Origin of the sequence: Sorangium sp. So ce327 (assembly GCF_051530205.1) — a bacterium.
Taxonomy (GTDB): domain Bacteria; phylum Myxococcota_A; class Polyangia; order Polyangiales; family Polyangiaceae; genus Sorangium; species Sorangium cellulosum_B.
This window is the reverse complement of the sequence record NZ_CP150330.1, coordinates 3,046,946-3,072,114: the sequence shown is the minus strand read 5'-3', so window position 1 is coordinate 3,072,114 and position 25,169 is coordinate 3,046,946. Positions and strand designations below refer to the sequence as shown.

The window sequence follows — 25,169 nt, the reverse complement described above, 5'->3', positions numbered from 1 at the left end:
TCGGCCGACGCCGACAGCCGAGGTTCCAGGATGCAAGCGACGATCGATCTCCGCTCCGACACCGTCACCCGACCGACCGCGGCCATGCGCGCCGCCATGGCCGCGGCCGAGGTCGGCGACGACGTGTACCGGGAGGACCCCACCGTGCGGGCGCTCGAGGAGCGCGTCGCGGAGCTCACGGGCAAGGAGGCGGCGCTCTTCGTGCCGAGCGGCACGATGGGCAACCAGATCGCGCTCCTCTGCCACACGCAGCGCGGCGACGAGGTGATCGCGGGCGAGGGCGCGCACTGCGCGTTCTACGAGAGCGGCGCCGCGCCCGCCTGGAGCGGCGTGCAGTTCGTCTTCGCCGGGCGCGGCGGCCTGTTCAAGGCGGCCGACGTCGAGGACGCGATCAAGCCGCCGCAGTACTACCTCCCGCGCACGCGCCTCGTCGCGATAGAGAACACCCACAACCGCGCGGGCGGCCGCGTCTTCCCGCAGGAGGACGTGCTCGCCATCGCGTCGGTCGCGCGCGCGCACGGGCTCGCGCTGCACCTCGACGGGGCGCGCCTCTGGAACGCGGCGGTCGCCACCGGTCGAACGCCCGCCGAGCTGGCCGCGCCGTTCGACACGGTGAGCGTCTGCTTCTCGAAGGGCCTGGGCGCGCCCGTCGGCTCTGCGCTGTGCGGCAGCGCCGACGTGGTCCGCGCCGCGCTGCGCTTCCGGAAGATGCTCGGCGGCGGCATGCGGCAGGCCGGCGTGCTCGCGGCCGCCGCCCTGTACGCGCTCGCGCACCACCAGGGCCGCATCGCCGAGGACCACGAGGCCGCGCGCGCCATCGCGCGGGCGATGCGCGCGGCGGCCCTTCGCGCGGTGGCGCGGTCCGCGACGGGCGCGCCGCCCGCGACGATCGAGGAGCCCGAGACGAACATCCTCTACATCGAGACGCCCGGCATCCCGGCCGAGCGGCTCGTCGAGGCCGCCCGGCGGCGCGGCGTGCTCGTGGGGGCGACGGGCCGGAGCGCCGTCCGCGCCGTAACCCACCTCGATCTCGCGCCGGAGCAGGTCGCGCCCGCGGCGAGCGCCCTCGCCGAGGCGCTCGCCGAGGTGCTGGCGCTGCCGCGCGATCGCGGCGCCGAGGGCGCGCGCGCATGAGCCGCCGCCCCAGGAACGCCCCCGCGCCGGCGCTCGCCCTCGCGATCGCGATCGCCGCGCTGCTCGGCCCCGCGTGCGCGCCGGTGCGCGGCGACGCCTACCTCACCGCGATGACCGCCGGCGAGCGCGCCTACCACGCGGGGCGCTACCGCGAGGCGGCCCGCTCGTTCGACGACGCCGCGTCGCAGGCGCTGCGCGTGAAGGACCGCGACGAGGCGCGCCTCATGCAAGCGCGCTCGTTCGAGCGCGCGGAGTCCTGGGGCGAGGCGCGCGCGTCGTACGAGCGGCTGCTCGCCGACTCGCCGCGCGGACCGCGCTCGGAGCGCGCGGAGTTCGAGCTCGCCGATCTCGCGATCGAGCACGGCGACGCGGACGCGGGCTACGCGATGCTGCTGGCGGCGACGCTGCGCCGCCCGTCGCACGGGCTCGCGCGCAACGCGCTGAAGCGGCTCATCCAGCGCGAAGAAGACCGTGCCGGCGCGGCGGGCGCGCTCGCGTGGCTGCGGCAGCACGGCCCCGCGCTCCGCGGGACGGAGCTCGATCAGGACGTCGCCTACCACACAGCGCTCGTCCTTGAGCGGAGCGGCGATCGAGAGGCCGCGCTGCGCGCGCTCGTCGCCGCCGCGCGCGCGCACCCGTATCCGGTCGGCAGCTTGACGGACGACGCCCTGTTCCACGCGGCGGAGCTCGCCGCGTCCCTCGGGCGCCCCGAGGAGGCCATCGGCTACCTGAGGGAGATGCTCTCGGCGCGCGAGCCGGCCGTCACCGGCAGCTACGACCGCGAGAAGTTCGACGACGCGCAGCTCGAGATCGCGCGCCTCTACCGCGACGCGCTCGGCGATCGCGCGGCCGCGCGCCGCGAGCTGCGCAAGCTCTACACGGACCACCCCGCGTCCATCCTGCGCGACGACGCGCTCTGGGCCGAGGCGAAGCTGTGGCGCGAGGAGGGTCGGAACGACGAGGCGTGCGCCACCGCGGCCCGGATTGCCCGGGAGCTCCCCGACTCGCGCTACGCGCGCTGCGCGCACGCGATATGTCCGTCGCTCCCTGCGGCGCCTCGCCCGTGCGCGGACTACATCCTCCGCGAGCTCGACGGCGGCAAGGACCCCTGACGCGGGGACGCCGCGCGGCGCGCCGCCGCGGCGGCGGGCCGACCGCGCTCAGTCGTCCTCGTCGTCCTCGGGCTCCAGCTCGGCGTCGTCGTCGCCGTCCTCGTCCTCGTCGTCGTCGGCAAGGTCATCGTCGTCGGCCTCGTCGAGGTCGTCGTCGTCCTCGCGCGGCTCGTACTTCAGATCGATGCCGATGTCGCCGAGCTGGGTCTCGAGGAGCTCGAAGAGCTCGTCCACGTCGTCGCCCCCCCACTCGTCGAGCACGTCGGTCAAGAACTCAAAAAAATCACCGCTGTCCAGACGACGCTCGATCTCTTCGACCTGCTCCTCCGAGAACGCCTCGAGGACGTCCTCGCGCAGCGCTTCGGTGTCGCCTTCCTCAACGGCATCCGCCGCAGAGAGGCGGATCTGCTTTACGGCACGCTTGTCGAGGTGAATCTCCATGAAGGTGGCTTCGTTTAGGCGACCCTCGCAGCTGCCGTCAAGCGGCGTATGGTGTCGAGCTTCAAGAGACCGCTCGCCTCCCCCTTCCGTCGCGTCTTTTCCTGGGGGGCGCGCGAGACGCGAAGGAGGCGCGGCGGGCACGTAGAGGCGCGGAGGTGCCCCAGGCGGCCGCGCGCGCCCACGTCGGAGGTCGGCGCGGGCGCGCTCCCGCGCCCGCGCGACGGAGGAGCGTTGCCGGCGGCAGATCTCTCGCGTATCTCAAACGACTCGTGCGTTTGCGATCTCCGCCCGGCGCGCTCTCGGCCGCGATCATCGCGGCCGGCGCCCTGCTGTCCTTGACAGCGCGGGCCGCGCCTCCGTACCCCCGGGCCGAGGGCGCCCTCCACGACGCCGCGCCAGGCGCTCCCCCCGGCGGCCGGACGGGAGGAGGCCCCGGCGAAGGGGCCGAGGACGGCCGCGCCACGCCCGACGGGAGCGCTCGGCTCGACGCGGCACGGGGCGAGGCCGCCGCCGAGCACGAGCCAGCGCCTGCCGTCAAGCCGCGCGTCGAGCTCGCCTCCCGACCGCCGCCGCTGCACGTCGAGTACGTGCAGTACGGCGTCGCCCTCGTGGCCGAGATGAGCCTCGATCCTGGCGCTGCCTGCCCGCGCTCCGGGCCCCTCTACGCGTGCATCCTGGGCAGCGGAGGCGGGCTCGCGATCCGCGGCGGATACCGCTCGCCGGGCCCCTGGTACTTCGGCGGCGCGTACCAGTTCACCAAGATGGACTCGAGCAACCTCTACCGGCTTGGAATCTTCCAGCAGCTCCGGGCCGAGATGAGGTACCTGCCAGACATCGGCTACCGGGCGGCTCCCTACTTTTCCGCCGGCATCGGCGGCGTCGCCTACGGGAACGAGTGGGGCGTCGAGACGGGCGGCGCGCTCATCTTCGGCGGCGTCGGGGTCGAGCTGGAGGTCTCGCGCCGCGCGGTGCTCGGCGTCAGCTGCGTGTACCGGCCGGTGCTCCTCGCTGGCTGGAGGGACACGGCCAACTACGAGCGGGCCACCGCCATCGCGCAATTCGTCGGCTTCGAGCTCCTTCTCGAGGTGCGGACCGAGGTCGGCCGGCGCTGAGCGGTTCCCCTGTCCGCTCGAGAGAACGCACCGGCTACTTGACTCGACCGTCGCTCCGCGGTCCCCTCGGCAGCGTGATCTGCGATGTGTGCGGCCGCGACAACGCTGGCGATCTGACGTTCTGTCAGGATTGCGGCCGACGGCTGAAGGCTCGAGAGGCGCGGGTCGTCCCGCCGACGCCGCCGAGCGGCTTGCCGCAGGTGTCGCTCCCGGCCCTGCCCGCGCCCGCGCAGGCCGAGGCGCCGCCGGCGAACGACGCCCGCGCGGCCGCCAGGGCGCCGGGGCCTCGCGGCGCGCCGGGGCGCCTTCGCCCGGAGGCGCCCGTGTTCTCCTTCAGCCCGCTCAGCGCGGCGAGGACGGAGCCAGCGATGCCGGCGGTGCACGGCCGCGCCGAGGGCGCCACGCGCCCGGCGCGCGAGGGCGCCGCGACGCCGGCTGCTGGCGCGCTGGACAGCGCGATCCAGATGGTGCCAGCCCTGCAAGGGCCGAGGGTCACCGAGCGGGGTGACGCGCCAGCGCCGCCCGCGACGCCCTCGATCACCGACGCGATCCTGGGGCTCTCCTGCGCGAACTGTAACGGGGAGAACCCTCCGGGCTACCGCTTCTGCGTTACGTGCGGCGCGGCGCTGAACAGGAGAGAAGGCGGAGCGCCGGCGGGCGCCCCGCAGCCGGCGAGCCAGGTGTCGAAGCGCGCCAGGGGAGAGCGCGGCGAGCCAGGCACCGCGCTCTCCCCTGGCGCGCCGTACATGGCGCCCCCGCCCCACGAGGAGATCGGGACGACCGCGCGAGGTCTCCACGACGTCACGCCCGCCGCGCCCCGGCACGCGCCGCCTGCGGAGGCCGCGCCGCCGCCCGCGGCGCGCGACGAGCGCTCCGGCGCCGTAGACGCGCATCAACGGGCCGGCGCGCCGGCCAGGCCGGCTCCGCCCCCGCTGCCCCCGGTCGCCCTGCCCCCAGCGCGCCTGCCCCCGCCCGCGGCCAGCGGGAGCAACGCGGACAAGATCGTCGGTTCGCCGGTTGTCGACATCGCGTCGTCGCAGCGGGCTCCCGTCCCGCCGGTCGAGTGCGCGCGCTGTCGCGGTCAGTGCCTGGCGGGCACGCGGTTCTGCAAGTATTGCGGTGCGCCCCTCGAGGGCGAGCGGCCCGCCTCCGAGCGCCCCTCCAGGGCCGCCTCCGAACGCCCGCAGCCCGCGCCCGCGCTCGCCCCGGACGCCCGGCGCGACCCGCAGCGGCCCCCGCAGACTGCCGAGCCCGCCGGGCCGATCTCGAATGAGGCGAGCAGCGCGCCGCCGGCCTCCCAGCGGCCGCTCGCGCCGCTGCGCGCGTCCCTCTCGGTTCGCCCGCCGGCGTGGGTTCCGGCTGACACCCAGCCGACCCGAGCGCCCGAGGGCAAGCTCATCGTGATCGTCGAAGACGGGACCGAGGGGAAGAGCTTCCCCCTGGCGGGGCCGCAGATCGACATCGGCCGCACCGAGGGGGATATCCTCCTCGAGGACGACCAGTACGTCTCGCCGCGGCACGCGCGGATCATCCCGCAGGAAGGGTCCTGGGTTCTCCGTGACCTGGGCAGCGTCAACCGCATCTACCTCCGCATCCGTAAGACGCACCCCCTCCGAGATGGCGACTTGCTCCTCCTGGGCCTCGAGGTGTTACAGTTTCAGACCGTGAACGACGGCGAGCGAGGCCTCGGCCATGCCATCCAGCATGGAACGTTGCTGTTTGGCTCGCCCGCCATCCACCGCCGGGCGAGACTCTGCCAGCGGACGGTGGAGGGCGTGACGCGGGACGTGTACCACCTCTACCGGGATGAGACGGTGATCGGACGGGAGACGGGAGACATCGTATTCACGGCCGATCCGTTCCTCTCGCGACGCCACGCCGCCATCCGGAGGAACCCGGCCACGGGGGAGTTCACGCTCAGCGACCTGGACTCGTCGAACGGGACCTACGTCGCCATCCGCGAGGACGTCGGCCTCCTCGATCGCGATTTCGTGCGCATCGGGCAGCACCTGTTCCGCGTGGATCTCCCCCGATGAGCGACCAGACCGTCCGCGAAACGCCGACCGAGGCGCTGGAAGTCGAGGGGCTCCCCGGCGCGACGTCCGCAGGAACCGACTCGAGCAGCCACGCCGGCAAGGCGCTTCATGACTCCCCGCACGGCGCCGCGTCGCTCGAGCCCGGCAAGGCGGGGTCTGTGGAAGCAGGCAAGCCCGTGAACTGGAAGCCCCCGCCGCCCAAGACGCGTCCGGCCGCGAACGCCGCGCACAAGGCTGGCATCGCCGTGAAGCCCGTGAAGGCGCCCAGCACATCGAGCCCGGAGAAGGTCGGGCGGAAGCTCCCTCCGCCGCCGCGGGTGCGGCTCACCGCAGGCGGGTCGCGCGAGGAGGAAACGGATGGAAGCGCCGCACGGTCGGACGACCTCGGAGACGCAGTGACCCCCGATGCTCCGCCGGCCGCCGCTCAGGCGCACGCCTCGCTCGCGGCCGCCTCGTACGATGGCGCGCTCGACGAGACCCCTGCTGCGGAGGCCGCCCACGGCGGGCGCTTCGCGGGCGAGGCGCCGGGGGGTGGCGAGCCTGACGAGGGCGGGCAGCGCCCCGACGGCATGGACGGCGCGGCGACACCGCCCGACGAGCCGCGTCGCCCCGAGGTCGTGCTGCGGCTGTTCGGCCGGACCGACGTGGGCCAGGTCCGCGAGCACAACGAGGACAACTTCATCGTCGCGGATCTCACGAAGGCGAGCCGCGGCCTGATGGAGATGGATCGCTACCAGGTCGTCGGCGAGCGGGGCGCCCTGCTCGGCGTGTGCGACGGCATGGGCGGCGCCGCGGCCGGCGAGGTCGCGAGCCAGCTCGCGGTCGACATCATCTACCAGCGGATGAGCGTCGCCGGTCCCCCGGAGAACCACGACGAGCTCGCGGCGCGGCTGGTGCAGGCGATCGAGGCGGCGGGCCTCCGGATCTTCAGCGAGGCGAAGCTCGATCGGACCCGGCGGGGGATGGGGACCACCTCGACCATCGCCGCGCTGATGGACGATCACCTGTTCCTCGGCCAGGTCGGCGACAGCCGCGCGTACGTCCTCCGCGGCGATCGGCTCGTGCAGGTGACGCGCGACCAGTCGCTCGTGAACCAGCTCATCGAGGCGGGCCAGCTCACCGAGGAGGAGGCCGAGACCTTCGAGCACAACAACATCATCCTCCAGGCGCTCGGCACCGCGGACTCGGTGCAGGTCGACCTCACCTTCGTGGAGCTCAAGCGGGGCGACACGCTGATGCTCTGTTCCGACGGGCTCTCGGGCATGGTGCGGAACGAGGAGATCCGCGAGGTGCTGCGGAGCGTCGACGATCCGATCGAGGCCTGCAAGGTGCTGACGGATCGGGCCAACCAGGCCGGCGGGCACGACAACATCACGGTGGTGGTCGCGAAGTTCGACGGCGACGGGCTCGCCGTGCCGGAGCTCGAGGACATCGAGGACCTCCGCTACCAGAAGTACGCGCTGCCCGAGCACCTCCTGGCCCAGAACGCCGCCGCGTCCGAGCCGGCGCGCAAGGTGAAGGAGCTCGACGAGAAGAAGATCTCGCAGCGCCCCCCCTCGCCGAAATCGTGGCTGAGCAGCGCGGACAGCGACATGGACGACGACGGGGACGACTACGACCACGTCGCCTCGCCCCTGCCGCCCGACGACGCGCTGGACGAGCGCAACGCCCGCGCGCCCGTCCAGGGCGACGAGCCGATCATGATCCCGACCGACGGCGCGCCGCAGTGGCTGGTGATCTTGATGATCGTGAGCGCCGTCGCGTGCGTTACCATCGCCGGCTACTACCTGCTTCGTTAGGGTGCGCGTAGCGCACGTGCGCGCGCCCCCCACCGCGATGCTGCGCAGCAACGACAAGCGTGGCCGGCAGACCCCGGCCGCCCCGCAGGAAGAGTGGCCCCCCGGGCGCCCCGACGCGGACGGCCGCGTCGACGTCGAGACCGCGCAGCGCATCGTCAAGGATGCCGTCGTGCAGGCGATGCGGCGCGAGGAGAAGGCGCTCGCGCTCGTGCGCGCCAAGGCGGACGAGGCGAGGCGCAAGGTGTCGCGCCACAACCTGCTCCTCGGGCTAGGCGTCGCCGCGGCGCTCGTCGCCGTGGCCGTGGCGTTCGTGGTCACGTACCGGTCGCGCCAGGCGGCCGACGCGCTGGCGCGCGAGGTCGGCCTGGGGATCGCGCCCGCGGCGCGCCCGTCGGGCGCGATCCCGGAGCAGGTGCTCTCGGGGCGCGCCATCTTCGAGCAGAACAGGCTGGCGCTCTACGTGATGGGCTACAAGGTGGACAACCGCATCGGCGGTTGCTGCTCGGCGTTCGCCATCGCGCCCGATCTGCTCGCGACGAACGCTCACTGCGTCCGCGACTGCCGCGCCCGCGGCGGCACCTCGATCGTCACGCAGAACGACTCGATGGGGAAGATCCGCTTCCCCATCGTCGCGATGTCGGCCCACCCGGCGTACAAGCCGGGGCAGGCGGGCGCCGGCTCGCCGGACGTCGCCCTGCTCCGGATCGCCGGCAAGGCGACGCGCACGGTGAAGCTCGCGAACGACGCCGAGCTGCGGGCCATCGGGCCGGGCGACGACGCCTACGTCATCGGCTTCCCCGGTCGCCTGATGGACCCGCTGAGCCCCTCGGCGACGTTCCTGGAGGGCCGCATCGGGCGCGTGACCGGCATCGACGAGGAGGCGACGACGCCGGACCGAGCGGTCCTGATCCAGCACGACGCCGTCACGCGCGGGGGCAACAGCGGGAGCCCCATCTTCAACCAGTACGGGCACGTCATCGGCATCCACGCGGCGCACATCGACGACGAGGACAACGTCACGATCGACGGCCGGAAGGCGACGGTGACGCAGAGCTCGCCGTTCCGCATCGGGATGCGGATCGATCTGCTGCAGGGGGTCCCGGCGCCGTGATGTTACGCGTCGTACATACCTTCGGGCGCAACGCCGGTTCTGTGGAGATCCATGACCGGCGCGCGGTGCGCTTCGGTCGAGCGCCGGACAACGACGTCGTCTTCGACCCGAACCACGATCGCGACGCGAGCAGCCACCACGCCGAGGCGCGCCTCGAGGCGGCGGGCTGGGTGCTCTACGACCTCGACAGCCGCAACGGGACCTACGCGGGCGGGCAGCGGATCAAGCGGCACCCGATCGCGTCGGGCGACGAGATCACGTTCGGCGCCAAGGGCCCGCGGGTGCGGCTCGAGCTCGTCGAGCGCCGCACGTCGGGTCCGCCGCAGGCGCACGCTGTGGCCCATCACCCCTCTCCTGCGGCCGCTTACCCTGCGCCAGTGACGGGCCATCCCGCGCCCGCCGCGTACCCCGTGCCCACTGCGGGCTACTCCGCGCCCGCTGGATACCCGGCGCCCGCTGGATACCCGGCGCCCGCTGCGTACCCCGCGCCCGCTGGATACCCGGCGCCCGCTGCGTACCCCGCGCCCGCTGGATACCCGGCGCCCGCTGCGTACCCCGCGCCCGCGGCCGCCCCCCCTGGGCATGTCCCGGCGGCGCCGCCCGCCGGAGCTCGGCGGGTCGGCGAGCGGACGATCGCCATGATGATCTCCTCGGCCGTCGCGGCTGCCACGGGGCGCGCGAAGCCCCGCGGCACCGTCGAGATCAACGCCATGCTCCACAAGGAGGTGCACGCCGCGACGGCAGGCCAGCGCCGCACGACCTACATCCTCGCCGCGCTCCTCGTGATCGCGCTCGCCAGCCTCGCCGCGCTCATCGTCTACAACCGCTCCTCCCACGACGAGATCAGCCAGCTGCGGGGGGAGCTCGCGGGCCTCTCGCCGGAGGACCCCCGGCGCAAGGAGATCGAGCGCCGCCTCGGGACGCTCCACCCCTCGAACGCAAACTTCGGTCGCAACCTCCACGACCGCTCCAGGAAGGGGATCTTCATGCTCGCCGCCGGGCGCGAGGGGTTCTGCACGGCGTTCGCGGTGCGGCCCTCCGTCCTCGTGACGAACGCCCACTGCATCACCGCGGCCAAGCGCCGCGGCGGCGCGATCGCGGCGCTCGAGAACGAGGGCCGGGGCCAGATAAGCTTCGCCGTGACCGGCATGCGGACGCACCCGCAGTACCGCGACAGCGCGGATCAGCTCACCCCGGACATCGGCACCGTGACGATCGCGGGGCGCGCGGCCGCCGTGCTCGAGCTCGCGACGCGGGAAGAGCTCGCCGCGGCCGGCGCCGGCGACGACGTGTACCTGATCGGCTTCCCGGAGCGGCTCACGGACACCGCGAACCCCGTCGCAACGTTCCTCGCCGCCAACATCGGCCGGATCACGGGCGCGAACGGCCGGCCCGCGCCCGCGGCGGAGGCCTGGCTGATCCAGCACGACGCCCGCAGCACGAGCGGCATGAACGGGAGCCCCATCTTCAACGGCCAGGGCAAGGTCATCGGCATCAACGCCGGCGGGTACCTCGAGGGCAACGACGAGACGATCTCTGGCCAGAAGATGGAGGTGGTAAAGGCCTCCCCCTACAAGTTCGGGATGCGCATCGACCTGGTCGACGCCATCCTGCGCTGACTCCGGGCCGAGAGAGATGCTCCGCCACGCGCTCCGCAGGCTCCTCTGGACGCTGCCGACCCTCGTCGGCGTCTCGCTGCTGACCTTCTTCGTGCTCTCCTTCGTCCCGGATCCGACGGACGATCCGCTGCTCGCCAGCTCGCTCTCCAGCGCGGAGCTCGCGCGGCTCCGCCGGGAGCGCTTCCTCGACCTGCCGCGCTTCATCAACCTGGCGCCGCGCGACGTGCGCCTGCGCGCCCTCGCGGCCGCGCAGGCCATCGCGGCCGGCGGCGACGACGCGGCGGCCGCCGCCGACGAGCTGCGGCGCCTCGGCGGCGCCGCGCTGCCGCACATCCTGCCGCTCGACGCGCTCGCGCCCGAGCCGCGCACCCGCGTCGCGCTCGCGCTCGCGCCGGTCGCGGAGCGGATGGGCCTGCCGCGGGCCGACGACGCCGCGGACCCGGCGCACGCGGTCGCGTTCTGGACGCGCTTCTGGGACGACCGCGGCATCGAGTTCCGGAGCGCGTCGGTCCGGAGCGCCGTGCGGCGCCTGGTCCGCTACGGCTCCGCGTCGCGCGCCGCCGAGCTGCTGGAGCTCGACACGTTCGCCCTCCAGGCGGTGATCGCCGCGCTGCCGCCGCCGCGCGACGCCGCCACGCTCGAGCAAGCGCGCGCCCTCGTCGACGTCGCGGCCCACATCGCGGAGATCGACGACCGGATCGCCCCGGGCGACGACCTCGCGGAGGCCCGCGCGTGCGTCACGCGGTGGAGGTCGTTCTGGAACGTGTACCGCAGCGACTTCGAGGTGTTCACCGGCCCGGCGCAGCTCGCGGCGACCGTGCTCGAGACCCGCTACGGCAAGTGGGCGCTCGGCGCGGTCACCCACCGGCTCGGCGTCGCGGCGACCGGAGAGCCGGTGCTCGACGAGCTCGCGCGGCGCGCGCCCGTCACCCTCGCGCTCGTCTTCGGGGCGATCGCGCTGGCCTACGCCGTAGCGATCCCGCTCGGCGCGCTCAGCGCGGCCTCGCAGGGCCGGCGGAGCGACTCCGCGATCGCGGCCGCCGTGCTCACCGCCGCCGTCCTCCCGACCGCCGTCGTGGCCGTGGCCGCCGCGCTCCTCTCGGGCGGCGCGCGGACCCTGCTCCTGCCGACGTGCATGATCGCGCTCTCGCTCGTCGCCGCGCCGACGCGGCAGCAGCGCGCCGCGCTCGTCGCGGTCCTCGCGCAGGACTTCGTCCGGGCCGCGCGGGCGCGCGGCGCCGGCCCCGCGCGCGCCATCGCCGTCCACGGGCTCCGCAACGCCGTGCTCCCGGTCGTGACGCTCGCCATGCTCGAGCCGCCGATGGCGCTCGGCGGCGCCTTCGTCGTCGAGCGCGTCTTCGAGCTCCACGGGCTCGGCGAGCTCACGCTCCTCGCCGTCCAGGCGCGCGACGTGAGCTGGCTCATGGCCATCTCGATCGGCGCCGCGGCCATCGCCGCGCTCGGCGTGATCGCGACCGATCTCGCCTATGTGCTCGTCGATCCGCGGCTCGGCCCGGCGGTGCTCTCGCGGAGGAGCGAGGCGTGACCCACGCGACCGCGTTCCTCCGCCGGATGGTGGGCAGCAAGCGCGTCGCCATCGGCGCCGTGCTGCTCGGCGTCCTCGCCCTGCTCGCCATCTTCGCCGAGCTCCTCGCCGCCCCCGCGCCCATCGCCTGCTTCGGGCCGGGCCGCGCGGAGATCCTGCCCGCGGTCACCGAGGGCGCCGCGCTCGAGTCGCTCACCGAGGCCGAGCTCAGGGTGCGCTTCGAGGGCTTCGCGATCTGGCCGCCCATCCGCTACGGCCCGGAGCAGCGCACCGACGCCGGCCCGAACGCGTCGCCGTCCCTCGACCACCCGCTCGGCACGGACTTCGAGAGCCGCGATCTCGCCGCGCGGCTGATCTACGGCGCGCGCACGGCGCTCGGCCTGTCGCTCAGCGCGGTGCTCGTGGGCATGTTCCTCGGCGTCGTGCTCGGCGGGCTCGCGGGCACGCTGCGCGGCGTCTGGAACGACGGCCTCGTCCGCCTCGTCGAGACGGTCGACACCTTCCCGGCGATCCTCGTCGTGGCCATCGTGCGGGCGATCGAGCGCGAGCCCTCCGCGCTGTCGCTGGTGCTCGCGGTCGCCTTCGTCCGCTGGGCGGAGATCGCGCGCCTCGTGCGCGCCGAGGTGCTGCGCGCGTCGAGCGAGGAGTACGTGGCGGCCGCGCACGCGCTCGGCAGCACCCGGCTGCGCGTCTTCTACCGCCACATCCTCCCGAACGCGCTCGGCCCCGTGATCGTGAGCTCGGTGCTCGGCGTCGCGTCCGTCGTCCTGCTCGAGGCGGCGATCTCCTTCCTCGGGATGGGCGCGCCCGCGCGCGTGGCCTCGTGGGGGGAGACGCTGGGCCAGGCGGCGCGGCACCCGAGCGAGATCCGGCTGCTCGTCTTCCCTTTCGTGCTGCTCCTGGCGACGGTCGGCGGCTCTTACCTGATCGCCGACGCCCTGCGCGACTCCATCGATACACGCACCGTGCGCGCGCGCGTCCCGCGCTGACGGGGCGGGGCGCGGGGGCCGCACGTCCGCAGGCGCCGCCGGCCGTGCAGCGCTCTCGCGCGCCGAAATTGCGCTGAAATCGCGTTCATCTCCGCGATCTCGGCGGCGGAGCCCTCGCGCCGCTCGATCTCGCAGGAAAGGCCCGCTATGAATTCGCCCGCCATGGCCGTTCCCGAGATCAACGAGCAGGAGTTCGAGCGCGAGGTGCTCCGCAGCGAGTTGCCCGTGCTCATCGATTTCACCGCCACCTGGTGCGGACCGTGCAAGACGGTCGCGCCGGAGGTCGACGCCATCGCGCGCGAGCTCGAAGGCAAGGCCAAGGTGGTCAAGGTCGACATCGACCGGTCGAAGCGCATCGCCACCACGCTGCGCATCCAGGCCGTCCCGACGTTCATGGTCTTTCATCGAGGCCGCCCGGTGGCCGCCGAGCAGGGCGTCCTCAACCGGAAGCAGCTCCGCGAGCTGCTCGATCCGTTCCTCCCGCGCGCCGAGGGCGCCATCCGGGCGGCCGAGCTGGCGCAGCTGATCCGGGAGGGTCAAGTGGTCCCCGTGGACACGCGCGAGACCCCCGCCTACGGCCGCGCCCACATCCCGGGCGCTGTGCACATCCCGATCGAGGAGATCGAGGGCCGGCTCGCCGAGCTCCACATGCTGGCCGGCGCGCCCGTCCTCTATTGCCGCTCCGGCGACAAGTCGAAGGACGTCGCCGCGAAGCTCGCCGAGGAGGGCGTGCCCGTCGCGTTCCTCGAGGGCGGCTTCCTCTCGTGGGAGGCCGAGGCGCTCCCGATCCAGCGCCCCGACTGACCGCTACGGCAGGGTGACGCAGCGCCGCTCGGCGAGCTCGGCGCCGCGCGGCAGCACCCTGCGCGGCGCGGCGTCACCCCTTGGCGGCCGACAGCGCAGCCGAGACGACCTCGCGCACCGGCACGCCGTGCGTCCTCGCCGCCGCGGCGCAATCGTCGAACTCCGGCTTGATCTGCGGCGGCCCGAACGGCCCCTCGCTGATCTTCACCCGGATGGCTCCGTACGCCGTCTGCACCGTGATGATCCGCCGCGGCCGCTCGGTGCGCGCGACCGGGATCTTCCGTAGCCCGATGCTGGTCGTCTCGCGGAGCAGCGCCGTCGCGACGGCGTCGGCCTGGGGGGCGGCCGCGAGCGCCGCGATCGTCAGGGCGGGGCGCCCTTTCTTCATGGTGATCGGCGCCGCCCAGGCGTCGAGCGCGCCCGCCGCGAACAGCGCCTCGATCGCGTGCCCTGCCACCTCGCCCGTCAGATCGTCGACGTTCGCCTCGACGATCACGTGCGACGCGCTGCCGAGGCTCTCGCCTCCACCCGTGCGCGTCCCGAGCACGACCCGCAGCAGGTTGGGGCGGTCCGGCAGCTCGCGCTGACCGGCGCCGAAGCCGATCCGATCGGGGGCGAACGTCGGCCAGCGCTCGAACCGGGTCGCCAGCGTGGCGATGATGGCAGCGCCGGTGGGCGTGACCAGCTCGGCGTCGAGCTCGACGCCGTAGGTCGGGACGCCGCGGAGGCACGCGACCGCCGCGGGCGGCGGCAGCGGGAGGATCCCGTGCCGCGCCTTCACGAACCCGCGCCCCATGGGCAGCGGCGATCCGACGACCTCCGCTCCGATGTGCACGATCGCGGCGGCGGCGCCCACGATGTCCACGATCGCGTCGACGGCGCCGACCTCGTGGAAGTGCACGTCTTCCAGGCGGATCCGGTGCACGGCGGCCTCCGCCTCGCCGAGGCGCCGGAAGATCCGGCGCGCCAGCGCGGCGACCGGTGGATCGAGCGGCGCGGCGGCGAGCATGGCGTCGATGGATCCGTAGGTGCGCTCCGGCTGCGGCGCCTCGACGTGCACGTCGAACGAGGTCGCCACGATGCCGCTCCGATGGGCGTGCCCGCGGTGCAGGTGGAACCCATCGAGCGGCAGCGCGGCGACGGCGCGCTCGATGACGAGGAGGGGCACCCCGAGATCGAGCAGCGCGGCGATGGTCATGTCGCCCGCGATCCCGCTGAAGGCGTCGAAGAACAGGACCTTGCCCGTGCCCGCGCCCTCCTCGAGGAGCGGCGCCCGCGGATGGTCGTGCGCGTGCCCGTGGTCGTGATGGCCCCCGTGCGCGTGCACGTGATGGCCCTCGTGCGCGAGCCCGTGATCGTGATGGCCCCCGTGCGCGTGCCCGTGATCGTGATGGCCCTCGTGCCCGTGTCCGTGGTCGTGATGGCCCCCGTGGTGGAGCTCGTCTCCGTGCGCATCCCCGTGCGCGTGGTCGTGATCGTGCCCGTGTCCCATCTCTCGCCTTCTCCGTTCCCCGGGCGCCTTCGCGGCGCGGCGCTCCCGCGGTCGCGCTCGCTCCGAGCTACTCCTTCGGCAACATGCGATGCGCCACCATCGCCGCGCCGAAGCCGCTGTCGATGTTGACCACGGCGACTCCGGAGGCACACGACGTGAGCATGGCGAAGAGCGGGGTGAAGCCGCCCAGGGCCGTGCCGTAGCCGACCGACGTCGGCACCGCGATCACCGGCGCCGCCACGAGCCCGCCGACCACGCTGGGCAACGCGCCTTCCATGCCCGCGACCACGATCACGGCCGACGCCTTGCGCAGCTCCTCGACGCGATGGAGAAAGCGGTGCAGCCCCGCGACCCCCACGTCGTACAGCCGCTTCGCCTCGAGGCCCACGGCGCGCAGCGTCTCGATGGCCTCCTCGGCGACCGGCAGATCGCTCGTGCCCGCGGTCACGACGGCGACCGCCCCGGCGGTGCGCTTCGGCGGCGGCGCGACCTCGATGCTGCCGGTCCGCGCGAGGGGCACATAACGGAACGCGGGCAAGAGCGCCGAGACCGCCGCGCCCTTCGCGGCGTCGACCCGGGTCACGAGCACGTTCTGCCCCGCCCCCGAGATCTCCCCGGCGATCAGGGCGATCTGCTCGGGTGTCTTCCCTTCGCCGAAGATCACCTCGGGGACGCCCTGCCTGAGCGCGCGGTGGTGATCGACGGTCGCGACGCCCAGGTCCCGGAAAGGCAGCCCTCGGAGGGCATCGAGCGCCTCCTCGACGGCAAGCTCGCCGGCCCGAACGCGCTCAAGCATCTCCCGGACGAGGCGCGGCTCCATGCGCGCAGCCGCTTAGCGCGGCGGCGTCCCCAGAGCAAACGTTCCGCCCCGCCTGCCCAGCGGCGCCCGGAAGAGCCCTTGTGTGGGCCGCTGGAGCCGTCCTGGTCAGGAAAAGGTCCAGGCACTTTGCTCAGGAGGGGGCGACAGGACTACTTTCGGCGCCGCGTGCCCGCCTTCGTCGCTCCCCTCGTCGGCTTTGCTCTCGGTGCGCTGCTCGCCTGGTTCAGCGCTGCAGCCCCTCACCGCCTGGGCGCGCTGCGCGCGTCGGAGCCTCGGCTGGCGCCGGGCGCGCGCGCTCGGCCGCTCGCGCTCGTCTCCTTGTTCGCCTGCCTCGTCTTCGCGCCGGTTTGCGCGTACTTCCTGGTGTTCGCCCCTGATTGGAGCTTCGCGTACCTCGTCGACACGCGTCGCATCCCGTCCGCCGTCGACCTCGTGCTCGTCCTCGTCAACGCCGCCTCGGTGCCCGCCGGGTTCGCCGCCGCGAATCGCTTCGCCGGGAGCGCTGGCGGCAGGTGGACCGCGCAGCGCGCGGTCCATGCGCTCGCCGTCCTCGCCGGCGCGCCGCTGTCGATCGCCTTGTTCGCCGTCCTGGCCCTGTCCCGGCGGCTCGCGCTCGACGGCACCTACCGGCAGGTCGAGGGCGACTTCGGCGTCCACCCGGTCGCCGGCGGTCCGCTCGGGTATGCGCTCCTCTGGATGTACACCATGCTGGCCGGCGGCTTCGCTGTCACCGTGAGCGCCCTGCTCCGGCGCGAGCCCCCGGGCGGCGCGCCGAAGGTCGAGCCCTCCCCCGGCGCGCGCCCCCGCGCCGTCCCGAGTGAGCCAGCGCCTGAGGTCGTTCCCCCCCGGCCCGCCTCGACACGCCCTCAGCGTCGGCTCGGCGTCGGCAGCGGCGGGCGCTCGAACCGGCCGGGCTGAGACGCCCCTGGTGCGCGCGGGGCTGACGCCCCTGGTGCGCGCGCGCGCGGAGGCGACCGCGTCACCGCGTTGACGGAGCCAGCCCGCTCCACCACCCTGTCGCCCCATGTCCGAACGAGCCCGCGTGGAGCAGCAGGTCGAGGAACTCATGGAGCTCGCCGAGCAGGTGGTGACGCGCGCCAGGAAGGGCGGCGCCGACGTCGCGGAGGCGATCGCCCGCTCCGGCTCCGAGCTCACCACCAAGGTGCGCCTCGGCGAGCCCGAGCTCGTCGAGGAGGCCGTCCACAAGGGCCTCGGAATGCGGATCATCAAGAAGCAGCGCGTCGCGCTGACCTCGACGTCCGACCTCACGCCCCGCGGCATCGATCGCTTCGTGGCGGACGCGCTCGAGCTCGCCGACATCTCCCAGGAGGACGCGTTCGCCGGCCCCGCCGATCCGGAGCTCATCGCCAACGGGCCGTTCCCCGCGCTCGATCTCTACGATCCCTCGGGCGGCGAGGTCACGGCCGCGCAGGCGATCGACATCGCGCGCCGAGGCGAGCAGGCCGCGCGCGACGCCGACCCGCGGATCACGAACAGCGAAGGCGCGACGTTCTCGCGGAGCGCGGGCGCCTTCGCCCTCGTCCTGTCCGGCGGGTTCCGCGGCGGCTTCGCCGGCTCGTACGCGCAGCTCGTGGTCTCCCCGATCGCCGATGACAGCGGCGACAAGAAGCGCCGCGGCTTCTACTTCACCGGCCGGCGCCACCTCGCCGACCTGGACGCCCCGGACGCCGTGGGCCGCGAGGCGGCGCGCCGGACGCTGCGCAAGCTCGGCGCCCGCAAGGTGGCGACCTGCGAGGCGCCCGTCGTCTTCGACCCGGACGTCGCCCGGTCGATGCTCGGGTTGCTCGGCTCCTGCATCATGGGCAGCTCGATCTGGCGCAAGTCGAGCTACCTCGTCGGCCGCGAGGGGACGCGCATCGCCAGCGATCTCATCACGGTCGTCGACGACCCGCTGATCCCGCGCGCGCCCGGCTCGCGTCCGTTCGACGGCGAGGGCCTCCTCGCTCGGCGCAACGTCGTGGTCGAGCAAGGCATCCTGAAGACGTACCTGTGCGACAGCTACAGCGGCCGGAAGCTCAAGCGCCCGCCGACCGCCAGCGCCTCGCGCGGCGCTGGCGGCGGCGTCGGGCCGTCCACGTCGAACTTCCTCCTCCAGCCCACGTCCACGCCGGCGGCGGAGATCGTCCGTTCCACGCCGCGCGGGCTGTACGTCACCGAGATGATGGGCTTCGGCTTCAACGCCGTGACCGGCGACTTTTCCCGGGGTGCGTCCGGCTTCTGGATCGAGAATGGAGAGCTCGCCTATCCGGTGAGCGAGGTAACCATCTCGCTCAACCTTGACGAGCTCTTGCAGCGGATCGACGCCGTCGGGGACGATCTGGATCTCCGGACGTCGACGTGCTCACCGACGTTCCGGGTCTCCTCCATGACCATCGCTGGAAGCTGAAGCGCCTCCGTCCGAGGAGCCGTGCTCCTCGGGCGCGTCTTTCTCCAGGAGACTCCGAAGCGGACTCGACAGCAGGGTTGCGAGCGACCCATCAACCGGCCCCTGGTTGTGCTGCAGGAGGGGGTCCTGACCTCAGCGGCTCGCTCTACAGTGCTCCGGCTCCTGGCGGAGCCTCCTCGGGCGCGACCGGCCGTCCTAGCCCAGCCTCTTCTGCTGGGCGTAGGACGGCCGGGGCCCTGGCTCAGCGCGAGGACCCGCCTGCGGCGAGGCTCCGCGGCGGCTCTTCCGACGCCGGACCGCTCGCCGCCTGGAGGGGCGCCGCCGTCTGCGCGGCCGCTTCGGGCACGAGGAAGCCCTTCAGCTGCTGCGCGTCGCTCCGGCCGATCCGGCCGACGAACGACGGCAGGCTGATCGGCTCATCTGATAAGGCGACGAAGGTCCCCTGCGAGTTCGCTCGGTGGAGCGCCTCGAAGAGAGAGGGGACGTCCACGTCGCTGGACACCGCCCGCACGTCGACGATGTACACGTCCGCGGGGTCCGCCCCCGCGAAGATCAGCGCGTCATACGGGTGGCTCGCGTGCCGGATGGGCACGCCTTCCCCGAGGGCTCGCGCCACGTGGGCCATCGTATCCTTGGTGCCGATGGCCATCATCGACTTGGAGGTCGCCTTGGCGAGCTCCCTGGGCACCGAATAGCCCCATGCACGGAGGAACTCGGCCACGTCCGCCGCCTTGAAGCGCAAGTGTCTCCCCGGCGTACGGAAATGGGCAATCCTCCCCCGATCTACCCAGTTATGGATTGTCTTCAAGTCGACCTCGCACAAGGCTGCGAGGTCCGATGCCGTCAACAGCTTTTCACGAACACCAGCCATCGCCGAACTCCACGCGAAAGGCACCTGCCGCACAGCTCGCGTTCACAGCGCGGCAGCGTCTCCTCAGGTGGCGGCCCCCCCACCCGTCTGTCTACTCGATTGAAACCTAGCTCTCATAGACGGGTCCGTCACCCGCTTTGCTCGAATTTTCTCGGCCCCATGGCGAGTTCGCCCCGCGCGGAGGCAAACTCCCCATCCTTCAGGGGATCTCCTTGTTCATTATGTTCACGCGACCGGGCGTCGGCCAGCTGGTCGCGAAGGAGCCAGCCGAGCCGTCTGGAGCGCGCGGAGCGACGCGGGCCAGGCTCATTCCCGGCTTTGGCACGGGCGCGGCGGGCGACCTGGACAAGACAACACCTCCTCGATCCTTCAATTTGAGCGGTTCTCCCGAGTTCGACAGCCCGTGGCTGCCAAGTTTGGGAACGCGGAGAAGAAGCGTCTCGGGAGGAGGCGGAGGGTCGAGCTCATCATCAGAAACGTAGTCCTCGTTGACGACCAGAGCGTACGCGCCGGGCATGAACGAAATAGGGGGCAATTCGGTCTCACCACCCACATCGGCGAGTACAACCCCTGTGAGCTCAGCAGGGACGTCTCCGTCATTGTAGAGCTCGACCCACTCCTGCCCTGGCTCTGGCCCGGCGGGGTTCGCCAGCACCTCGTTGATGATCACATGGGGCATGGGCGCGAGCGTCATGGCCGAGAACGTCCGGCGCTCCACGACCCCGGCGTTGTCGACGGTCGCAATGGCGAGCTCCACGGGGCTCGAGGGCGGCAGGGGAGCGAGGACGAACGGCTCGCCCGGCGGTACCGCGAGGACCTCGTCGAACCCCGCGCCCGCGATCGCCCAGAGCAGCGGCGCATCCGCCGAACGAACGAGGATCCGATCGTCGGCGACCCGAGCACAGCCCGGCCCGAGCGCGAGCTCGTCCGGCGCACACGCCGCCGCGATGGCGGGAAGCGGATCAGATTCCAGCATGAACGGACGCGGGTCGAGGCTCACTGCCGCCGGCTCGCCCGGTAGCGCGACGGGAGGCCCCACGAGGCGCACGCCGTCGGCCTCGGGCGGCGCCGTGGCGGTTGGCTCCCCTTCGAAGCGCAGGCAGCGCGCGCCGATGTCGTCGACAGCGCCGCGGCGCAGCTCGCCCGCCGGTCCGCCAGGCGCGAGTGTCGCTGCGGCGACCACCTCCGGGAGGGGCGCGTCGCCGCACCACACCCCCAGACCGAGGGTCGCGCCGGCGTCGGGCGGTGGCCAGAGCCGTGAGAGCACGGGCGGTGAGCCCTCCGTGGCGATCTGGATGTGGTGCGAGAACACAGGGCTGCCGCTCGCGATGGCGTAGGTCTCCCCGGCAGCGAGCGGGGCGAGCGGCGCCACGGTCAGCGAGAGGTCGCCAGGGGGAGTCCCGTTCAGCCAGGCGATCGAGGGGACGACGCGCTCCGACAGCGCCGTCGACAGCTCGCCTCGCTCTATCTGCCGGAGGTGCGCCGCGCTGAGCTTGCCGCGGACGACCAGCGCACGGGCGGGATCGACGCTCCCGAGAGCGGCGCCGGGGAGGAGCACCCGCGCCCGCAGCACCGGAGGCGCGGCGTCCAGCGGCGCGGCGGGCTCGATCTGGAGCTCGGGGCCCGCGTCTGCGGGGCCGGCGACCTCGGCGTCCTCTTCGTCACCGCCTTCATCGAGTTGCGGGGGAACGACGAGCTCCGGCGCGCAGGACAGGGGTGAGGCCGCGAGCGGCGTGAGCGCGAGCGCAAGCGGCAGCGCGCGGAGCGTGCGGGGAGTCCACGAGGGGCGAATCGGGCAACGATGGGTCATGACGCGGAGTTCGGCGGGAGCTCGCTGCCGGTTGCTCGACGTCGCTTTCTTTTTTCGAGGCCGCTACCCTCGCCCCGCATGGCCCCCGAGGACATCAAGAAGCTCCGGCAGGAGCTCGGCTGCACGGCCCGCGAGCTCGCCGGAGCGCTGGGCATCGAGCAGGAGACCGTGCTCGCGTGGGAGCACGGAGATCTCTTTCCCACGAAGCGCTTCGTGGGAATGATGGAGGAGCTGCGACGAAAAGGTCCGGAGGCGATTCCCCGCAAGAAGAGGAAACAGGTCGCTGCCTCGCCGCTCCAGCTGCTCGCCGATCCCGAGCTCTGGCGGCTCTTCCGCAAGCTTCTCGCCCACCCCGAGCTGAGGAGCGCCGCAACGAAGCTGGCCGAGGCCTATCCGGATCCGACGGATGCTCCACCGCCGTGAGCGACGGGGCGACGCGCTGGACGTTCAGACAAGGGTGAACGTTCAGTCCTCGTCATCTTCGTCGTCCTCCTCGTCTTCGTCGTCCTCATCCTCGTCGTCCTCGTCTTCGTCGTCCTCGTCCTCGTCTTCGTCGTCCCCGTCGTCTTCGTCTTCGTCGTCCTCGTCTTCGTCGTCCTCGTCCTCGTCGTCCTCGTCGTCCTCGTCCTCGTCGTCCTCGTCGTCCTCGTCGTCTTCGTCGTCTTCGTCGTCTTCGTCGTCCTCGTCGTGCGGTTCCTCCGCGACGTCGTTGGCGTGCTGGAAAGCGTCCTTTTCAGCAGGCTCACCAAGCGCTGCGTCCGCTCCCACGACAGAGATCTCCTCAGACATTTCGTCTTCCCTTGCTTCCATCGCGACCTCTCCCTCCCGCGGCGCAGCAGACGACGCGCCGACGTCTTCCGATAGGTTCTCGCTCGCACTGGCGACGCTCGTCCGGAGCGATCCCTCCGCGCCGGCGAAGCTCTCCTGTCCCGGCGTCACCCCCCCCGTCTCGGGCGGCTCTTCGCCGAGCTCACGCTCATAGGCACGGCGCGACTCCTCGGTCAGCTCGGTGAACTCACGCAGGGTGGGCAGCTCGCCGAGCGCCTTCAGGCCGAAGAACTCGAGGAACTGCGCCGTCGTGCCGTACAGCATCGGGCGCCCAGGCTCGTCCTTCTTGCCCAGGATCCTCACGAGATCACGCTCCAGGAGCGACTTGAGCGCCGCGCCGGAATCCACACCGCGGATCTCGTCGATCTCGGGCCTCGTGATCGGTTGCCGGTACGCGACGATCGCGAGCGTCTCGGTCTGGGCGCGAGACATCTTGACCGGCTTCTGCTCTGTCACCTCGCGAACGAAGGGCGCAAATGCGGGGCTCGTTCGAAAGACGTACCCTCCGGCGACCTCGTCCAGCCGAAATCCTCGTCCGTCGTACTCTGCGACGAGCTCGGCCAGCAACTCTCGCACGACGCGGTGCTCTGCGTTCGCCGAACGCGCGAGATCACGCGCCGGCACCGGTCGCTCCGCCACGAAGATGAGCGCTTCCAACACTCCCTTCAGGTGCTTGCGCGCGACGGCAGAGAGCCCGGGCGCCGTGGTTGCGCTCCGGACAGGAACGTCGGCGCGGCGCGCCGGATGACCGAGCTGGTCCCATGCGCCAGCGCGGAAGCGAGCGACCGGATCTTGCCGTGTCCCTTTCGGTGCACGCGGCTCCTTCTTCCCGCCCCTCGGCCGCTTCGTTCCGCCGAGCCATGCGTGCGCCGCCGCCCTCAGCCGCGCCGGCGTGGCCTGCGCGCTCGCCTTGGCCGGCGTGCCCTGCCCTGCCGTCTTCGGTGCACGCGGCTCCTTCTTCCCGCCCCTCGGCCGCTTCGTTCCGCCGAGCCATGCGTGCGCCGCCGCCCTCAGCCGCGCCGGCGTCGCCTGTGCGCTCGCCTTGGCCTGCGTGCCCTGCCCTGCCGTCTTCGGTGCACGCGGCTCCTTCTTCCCGCCCCTCGGCCGCTTCGTTCCGCCGAGCCATGCGTGCGCCGCCGCCCTCAGCCGCGCCGAAGCGCCCTGACCTGTCGTCGTCTTTGCTATGCGCCGCCGCTTCGCCGCGGCATCAGCCACCGTCACGGCCACTCCCCGCGTCTACCTCATCCACCTCTGTCGGCGGCGCTGCGAAGTCCTCAGCGGTCGAGTGCGCGTTCGGGCCCACCACCGCATCGCGCTCCGCCTCATCCGGAGCCGGACCGGCATCGGCTTCCGCCGCGTCCACCGCAGGCTCGCCCCCGGCGACGTCGTGCGCACGACTCGCCTCGTCCGCCATCCCGGGAAGCTCCGTCCCCGATACTTCGCCGCTCGACTCCTCAGCTGGCTCGGCCAGCTCCGGGCCCGTCGGTTCGCCGGTCGGTGACTCCGCGGCCTCTGCCAGGTCCGCGTCACCCGCCTCGACGTTCCTCTCTTCCACGGGCTCCACCAGCTCCGACCACGCCGGTTCGCTGCTCGACGCCTCCGCAGCCTCCGGTTCTATCTCCGCGACGCTGACGTCCTCCACCTGCTCCACAGGCTCGGCCGGCTCCGACCACGCCGGTTCACTGCTCGACGCCTCCGCTGCTTCCGCGGGCTCCGGTTCTACCTCCGCGAGGCTGACGTCCTCCACCCGCTCCACAGGCTCGATCAGCTCCGACCACGCCGGTTCGCTGCTCGACGCCGCCGCAGCCTCCGGTTCTATCTCCGCGACGCTGACGTCCTCCACCTGCTCCACAGGCTCGATCAGCTCCGACCACGCCGGTTCGCTGCTCGACGCCTCCGCTGCTTCCGCAGGCTCCGGTTCTGCCTCCGCGACGCTGGTGTCCTCCACCTGCTCCACAGGCTCGGCCGGCTCCGACCACGCCGGTTCGCTGCTCGACGCCTCGGCAGGCTCCGGTTCTGCCTCCGCGACGCTGGTGTCCTCCATGTGATCCGCGGGCTCGACCGGCTCCAGGCTCTCCGGTGCGCCGCTCGGCGCCCCCGCGAGCTCCGATTCCGACAGTTCACCGCGCGCCTGCTCGATCGGCTCGACGAGCTCCGGACCAGGCGGCTCGCTTCGCCCTACCTCGACCGCCTCCGCAACCTCGCTCTCGGCGGCAGAAGGCGGCGCTCCTGCCTCCTCGCTCCCCGCCGTCTCGATCCGCTCCGCCGCCGGCGCGACGTCCTCGAATCCGTCATCCGCCACCGGCGCGCCATCGGCTACCGCGAGCTGGATGTGAATGGGCGCCAGCGAGTCCGTCTGATGGACCCGGATGAGCCTCAGCTTGCACATCTCGAGCACGGCCAGGAACGTGATGACGACCTCGAAGCGAGGGATCACTCCCCCCTTCGAGACGCTGTCGAGCAGCAGATCCTCGAACCGCATGGCGCGCCGCGCCGAGAGCTTCTCCGTGAGCTCGACGATGCGATCCGTGATGCTGATGCGATCGAAGACGACCTCATGATCAATCTGGACGTTCGTCCGCTTCAGCACGCGCTCGAAGGCGTCCAGCAGGCTGAAGATGGCCGTCTGCGCGAACGGAGCCGGGCCCTTCGGCACCTCGCTCTCGCTCATGCCGCGCGTGAACACGTCGCGCCCGAGCGTCCCGCGCTCGGCCAGGTCGGCCGCGGCGACCTTGTACTTCTGGTACTCCAGGAGCCGCCGGACGAGCTCCTCCCGTGGATCCTCCTCCTCACCCGGCATCCCGTCGTCGTCCTGCCCCGCAGGCACGCTCGGCAGGAGCATCTTCGACTTGATGTGCGTCAGCGTCGCCGCCATCACGAGGTACTCGCTCGCGAGGTCGATCGAGAGCGAGCGCATGATCTTCAGGTACTCGAGGTACTTTTCCGTGACGAAGCTCACGGGGATGTCGAGGATGTCGAGCTCGTGCTGCTGGATGAGGTGCAGCAGCAGGTCGAGCGGCCCCTCGAACGTGGGGAGCGTGACGACGTACTCGCCCTCGCGCGGCCCTGCATCGGCCCCCGGCGAGGCGACCTCCCGGGGCGGCGAGGCGGCCTCCCGGGCCAGCGAGGCGGCGGCCTGGCGCGCGGCGGGCGCAGGGGCGGCGCCCGCGTTGCCGCGCCCCTTGCCGCTGCGCGCCCGTGCTGCACCCGCCTTGGAACCGCTCACGCCGCGACCGTA

20 protein-coding genes are annotated in these 25,169 nt (G+C 72.7%); 13 read left to right on the top strand and 7 right to left on the bottom strand.

Annotation, left to right across the window (positions count from 1 at the left end; genetic code table 11):
* The first annotated feature begins 30 nt into the window (after nt 1–30).
* Both ltaE and WME95_RS11720 read left to right on the top strand, forming a co-directional pair.
* Nucleotides 31–1,134 carry a low-specificity L-threonine aldolase gene (gene ltaE / locus WME95_RS11725; protein WP_437908461.1) on the top strand — a complete coding sequence of 368 codons (1,104 nt, stop codon included), beginning with the start codon at nt 31–33 and terminating at the stop codon, nt 1,132–1,134.
* Nucleotides 1,131–2,246 (top strand): tetratricopeptide repeat protein, encoded by a 1,116-nt coding sequence (locus tag WME95_RS11720; protein ID WP_437908460.1) that lies wholly within the window; start codon nt 1,131–1,133, stop codon nt 2,244–2,246. The genes ltaE and WME95_RS11720 overlap by 4 nt, the downstream gene beginning before the upstream one ends.
* Before the next feature lie 48 nt (nt 2,247–2,294).
* On the opposite strand, the gene WME95_RS11715 is transcribed toward WME95_RS11720, so the two are convergent.
* Nucleotides 2,295–2,828: a hypothetical protein gene (locus WME95_RS11715; protein ID WP_437908459.1), complete on the bottom strand. Its 534-nt coding sequence runs from the start codon at nt 2,826–2,828 to the stop codon at nt 2,295–2,297.
* A gap of 128 nt (nt 2,829–2,956) precedes the next feature.
* Here WME95_RS11715 and WME95_RS11710 point away from each other — a divergent pair, with 128 nt between their 5' ends.
* From WME95_RS11710 to trxA, 8 genes are all read left to right on the top strand, one after another.
* Nucleotides 2,957–3,799 (top strand): hypothetical protein, encoded by an 843-nt coding sequence (locus WME95_RS11710; RefSeq protein WP_437908458.1) that lies wholly within the window; start codon nt 2,957–2,959, stop codon nt 3,797–3,799.
* A 38-nt stretch (nt 3,800–3,837) separates the two neighbouring features.
* Entirely contained in the window at nt 3,838–5,835 is a 1,998-nt protein-coding gene (locus WME95_RS11705; protein ID WP_437908457.1) for an FHA domain-containing protein, read from the top strand.
* A complete protein-coding gene (locus WME95_RS11700) occupies nt 5,832–7,634 on the top strand; it encodes a Stp1/IreP family PP2C-type Ser/Thr phosphatase (RefSeq protein WP_437908456.1) in 1,803 nt (600 codons plus the stop codon). The genes WME95_RS11705 and WME95_RS11700 overlap by 4 nt, the downstream gene beginning before the upstream one ends.
* A gap of 16 nt (nt 7,635–7,650) precedes the next feature.
* Complete coding sequence (locus WME95_RS11695; protein WP_437908455.1) at nt 7,651–8,745, top strand: S1 family peptidase; 1,095 nt, start codon at nt 7,651–7,653, stop codon at nt 8,743–8,745.
* Between the two features lie 41 nt (nt 8,746–8,786).
* The gene (locus WME95_RS11690; RefSeq protein WP_437908454.1) at nt 8,787–10,364 is read left to right on the top strand and encodes an FHA domain-containing protein; all 1,578 of its coding nucleotides are present in this window, start codon (nt 8,787–8,789) and stop codon (nt 10,362–10,364) included.
* 16 nt (nt 10,365–10,380) lie between these two features.
* On the top strand, nt 10,381–11,910 hold the full coding sequence (locus WME95_RS11685) for an ABC transporter permease subunit (RefSeq protein WP_437908453.1): 1,530 nt from the start codon (nt 10,381–10,383) through the stop codon (nt 11,908–11,910).
* Nucleotides 11,907–12,899, top strand: coding sequence for an ABC transporter permease (locus tag WME95_RS11680; protein WP_437551859.1), 993 nt, complete (start codon nt 11,907–11,909; stop codon nt 12,897–12,899). The genes WME95_RS11685 and WME95_RS11680 overlap by 4 nt, the downstream gene beginning before the upstream one ends.
* A 162-nt stretch (nt 12,900–13,061) precedes the next feature.
* A complete protein-coding gene (gene trxA / locus WME95_RS11675) occupies nt 13,062–13,703 on the top strand; it encodes a thioredoxin (RefSeq protein ID WP_044964524.1) in 642 nt (213 codons plus the stop codon).
* 73 nt (nt 13,704–13,776) lie between these two features.
* Here trxA and larC read toward each other — a convergent pair whose 3' ends face one another.
* Both larC and larB read right to left on the bottom strand, forming a co-directional pair.
* Nucleotides 13,777–15,195: a nickel pincer cofactor biosynthesis protein LarC gene (gene larC / locus WME95_RS11670; protein WP_437908452.1), complete on the bottom strand. Its 1,419-nt coding sequence runs from the start codon at nt 15,193–15,195 to the stop codon at nt 13,777–13,779.
* 67 nt (nt 15,196–15,262) lie between these two features.
* Nucleotides 15,263–16,015 (bottom strand): nickel pincer cofactor biosynthesis protein LarB, encoded by a 753-nt coding sequence (gene larB / locus WME95_RS11665; protein WP_437551855.1) that lies wholly within the window; start codon nt 16,013–16,015, stop codon nt 15,263–15,265.
* 165 nt (nt 16,016–16,180) lie between these two features.
* Here larB and WME95_RS11660 point away from each other — a divergent pair, with 165 nt between their 5' ends.
* Both WME95_RS11660 and WME95_RS11655 read left to right on the top strand, forming a co-directional pair.
* Nucleotides 16,181–16,933 (top strand): hypothetical protein, encoded by a 753-nt coding sequence (locus WME95_RS11660; RefSeq protein ID WP_437551853.1) that lies wholly within the window; start codon nt 16,181–16,183, stop codon nt 16,931–16,933.
* 106 nt (nt 16,934–17,039) lie between these two features.
* Nucleotides 17,040–18,422 carry a TldD/PmbA family protein gene (locus WME95_RS11655; RefSeq protein WP_437908451.1) on the top strand — a complete coding sequence of 461 codons (1,383 nt, stop codon included), beginning with the start codon at nt 17,040–17,042 and terminating at the stop codon, nt 18,420–18,422.
* Between the two features lie 241 nt (nt 18,423–18,663).
* On the opposite strand, the gene WME95_RS11650 is transcribed toward WME95_RS11655, so the two are convergent.
* Complete coding sequence (locus WME95_RS11650) at nt 18,664–19,293, bottom strand: helix-turn-helix domain-containing protein (RefSeq protein WP_437551849.1); 630 nt, start codon at nt 19,291–19,293, stop codon at nt 18,664–18,666.
* A gap of 199 nt (nt 19,294–19,492) precedes the next feature.
* A complete protein-coding gene (locus WME95_RS11645; protein WP_437908450.1) occupies nt 19,493–21,103 on the bottom strand; it encodes a lamin tail domain-containing protein in 1,611 nt (536 codons plus the stop codon).
* A 78-nt stretch (nt 21,104–21,181) separates the two neighbouring features.
* Between WME95_RS11645 and WME95_RS11640 the strand changes: the two genes are divergently transcribed.
* A complete protein-coding gene (locus WME95_RS11640) occupies nt 21,182–21,526 on the top strand; it encodes a helix-turn-helix domain-containing protein (protein WP_437908449.1) in 345 nt (114 codons plus the stop codon).
* A 42-nt stretch (nt 21,527–21,568) separates the two neighbouring features.
* On the opposite strand, the gene scpB is transcribed toward WME95_RS11640, so the two are convergent.
* Nucleotides 21,569–22,591, bottom strand: coding sequence for an SMC-Scp complex subunit ScpB (gene scpB / locus WME95_RS11635; protein WP_437910975.1), 1,023 nt, complete (start codon nt 22,589–22,591; stop codon nt 21,569–21,571).
* A gap of 547 nt (nt 22,592–23,138) precedes the next feature.
* A complete protein-coding gene (locus WME95_RS11630; RefSeq protein WP_437908448.1) occupies nt 23,139–25,157 on the bottom strand; it encodes a segregation/condensation protein A in 2,019 nt (672 codons plus the stop codon).
* Nucleotides 25,158–25,169 lie beyond the last annotated feature (12 nt).

Bases quoted from the DNA above. Each gene is read 5' to 3' on its own strand.
- larC (WP_437908452.1), bottom strand. From the start codon at position 15,195: ATGGGACACGGGCACGATCACGACCACGCGCACGGGGATGCGCACGGA.
- trxA (WP_044964524.1), top strand. From the start codon at position 13,062: ATGGCCGTTCCCGAGATCAACGAGCAGGAGTTCGAGCGCGAGGTGCTC.
- WME95_RS11685 (WP_437908453.1), top strand. From the start codon at position 10,381: ATGCTCCGCCACGCGCTCCGCAGGCTCCTCTGGACGCTGCCGACCCTC.
- WME95_RS11650 (WP_437551849.1), bottom strand. From the start codon at position 19,293: ATGGCTGGTGTTCGTGAAAAGCTGTTGACGGCATCGGACCTCGCAGCC.
- ltaE (WP_437908461.1), top strand. From the start codon at position 31: ATGCAAGCGACGATCGATCTCCGCTCCGACACCGTCACCCGACCGACC.
- WME95_RS11720 (WP_437908460.1), top strand. From the start codon at position 1,131: ATGAGCCGCCGCCCCAGGAACGCCCCCGCGCCGGCGCTCGCCCTCGCG.
- WME95_RS11700 (WP_437908456.1), top strand. From the start codon at position 5,832: ATGAGCGACCAGACCGTCCGCGAAACGCCGACCGAGGCGCTGGAAGTC.
- WME95_RS11645 (WP_437908450.1), bottom strand. From the start codon at position 21,103: ATGACCCATCGTTGCCCGATTCGCCCCTCGTGGACTCCCCGCACGCTC.
- larB (WP_437551855.1), bottom strand. From the start codon at position 16,015: ATGGAGCCGCGCCTCGTCCGGGAGATGCTTGAGCGCGTTCGGGCCGGC.
- WME95_RS11640 (WP_437908449.1), top strand. From the start codon at position 21,182: ATGGCCCCCGAGGACATCAAGAAGCTCCGGCAGGAGCTCGGCTGCACG.
- WME95_RS11655 (WP_437908451.1), top strand. From the start codon at position 17,040: ATGTCCGAACGAGCCCGCGTGGAGCAGCAGGTCGAGGAACTCATGGAG.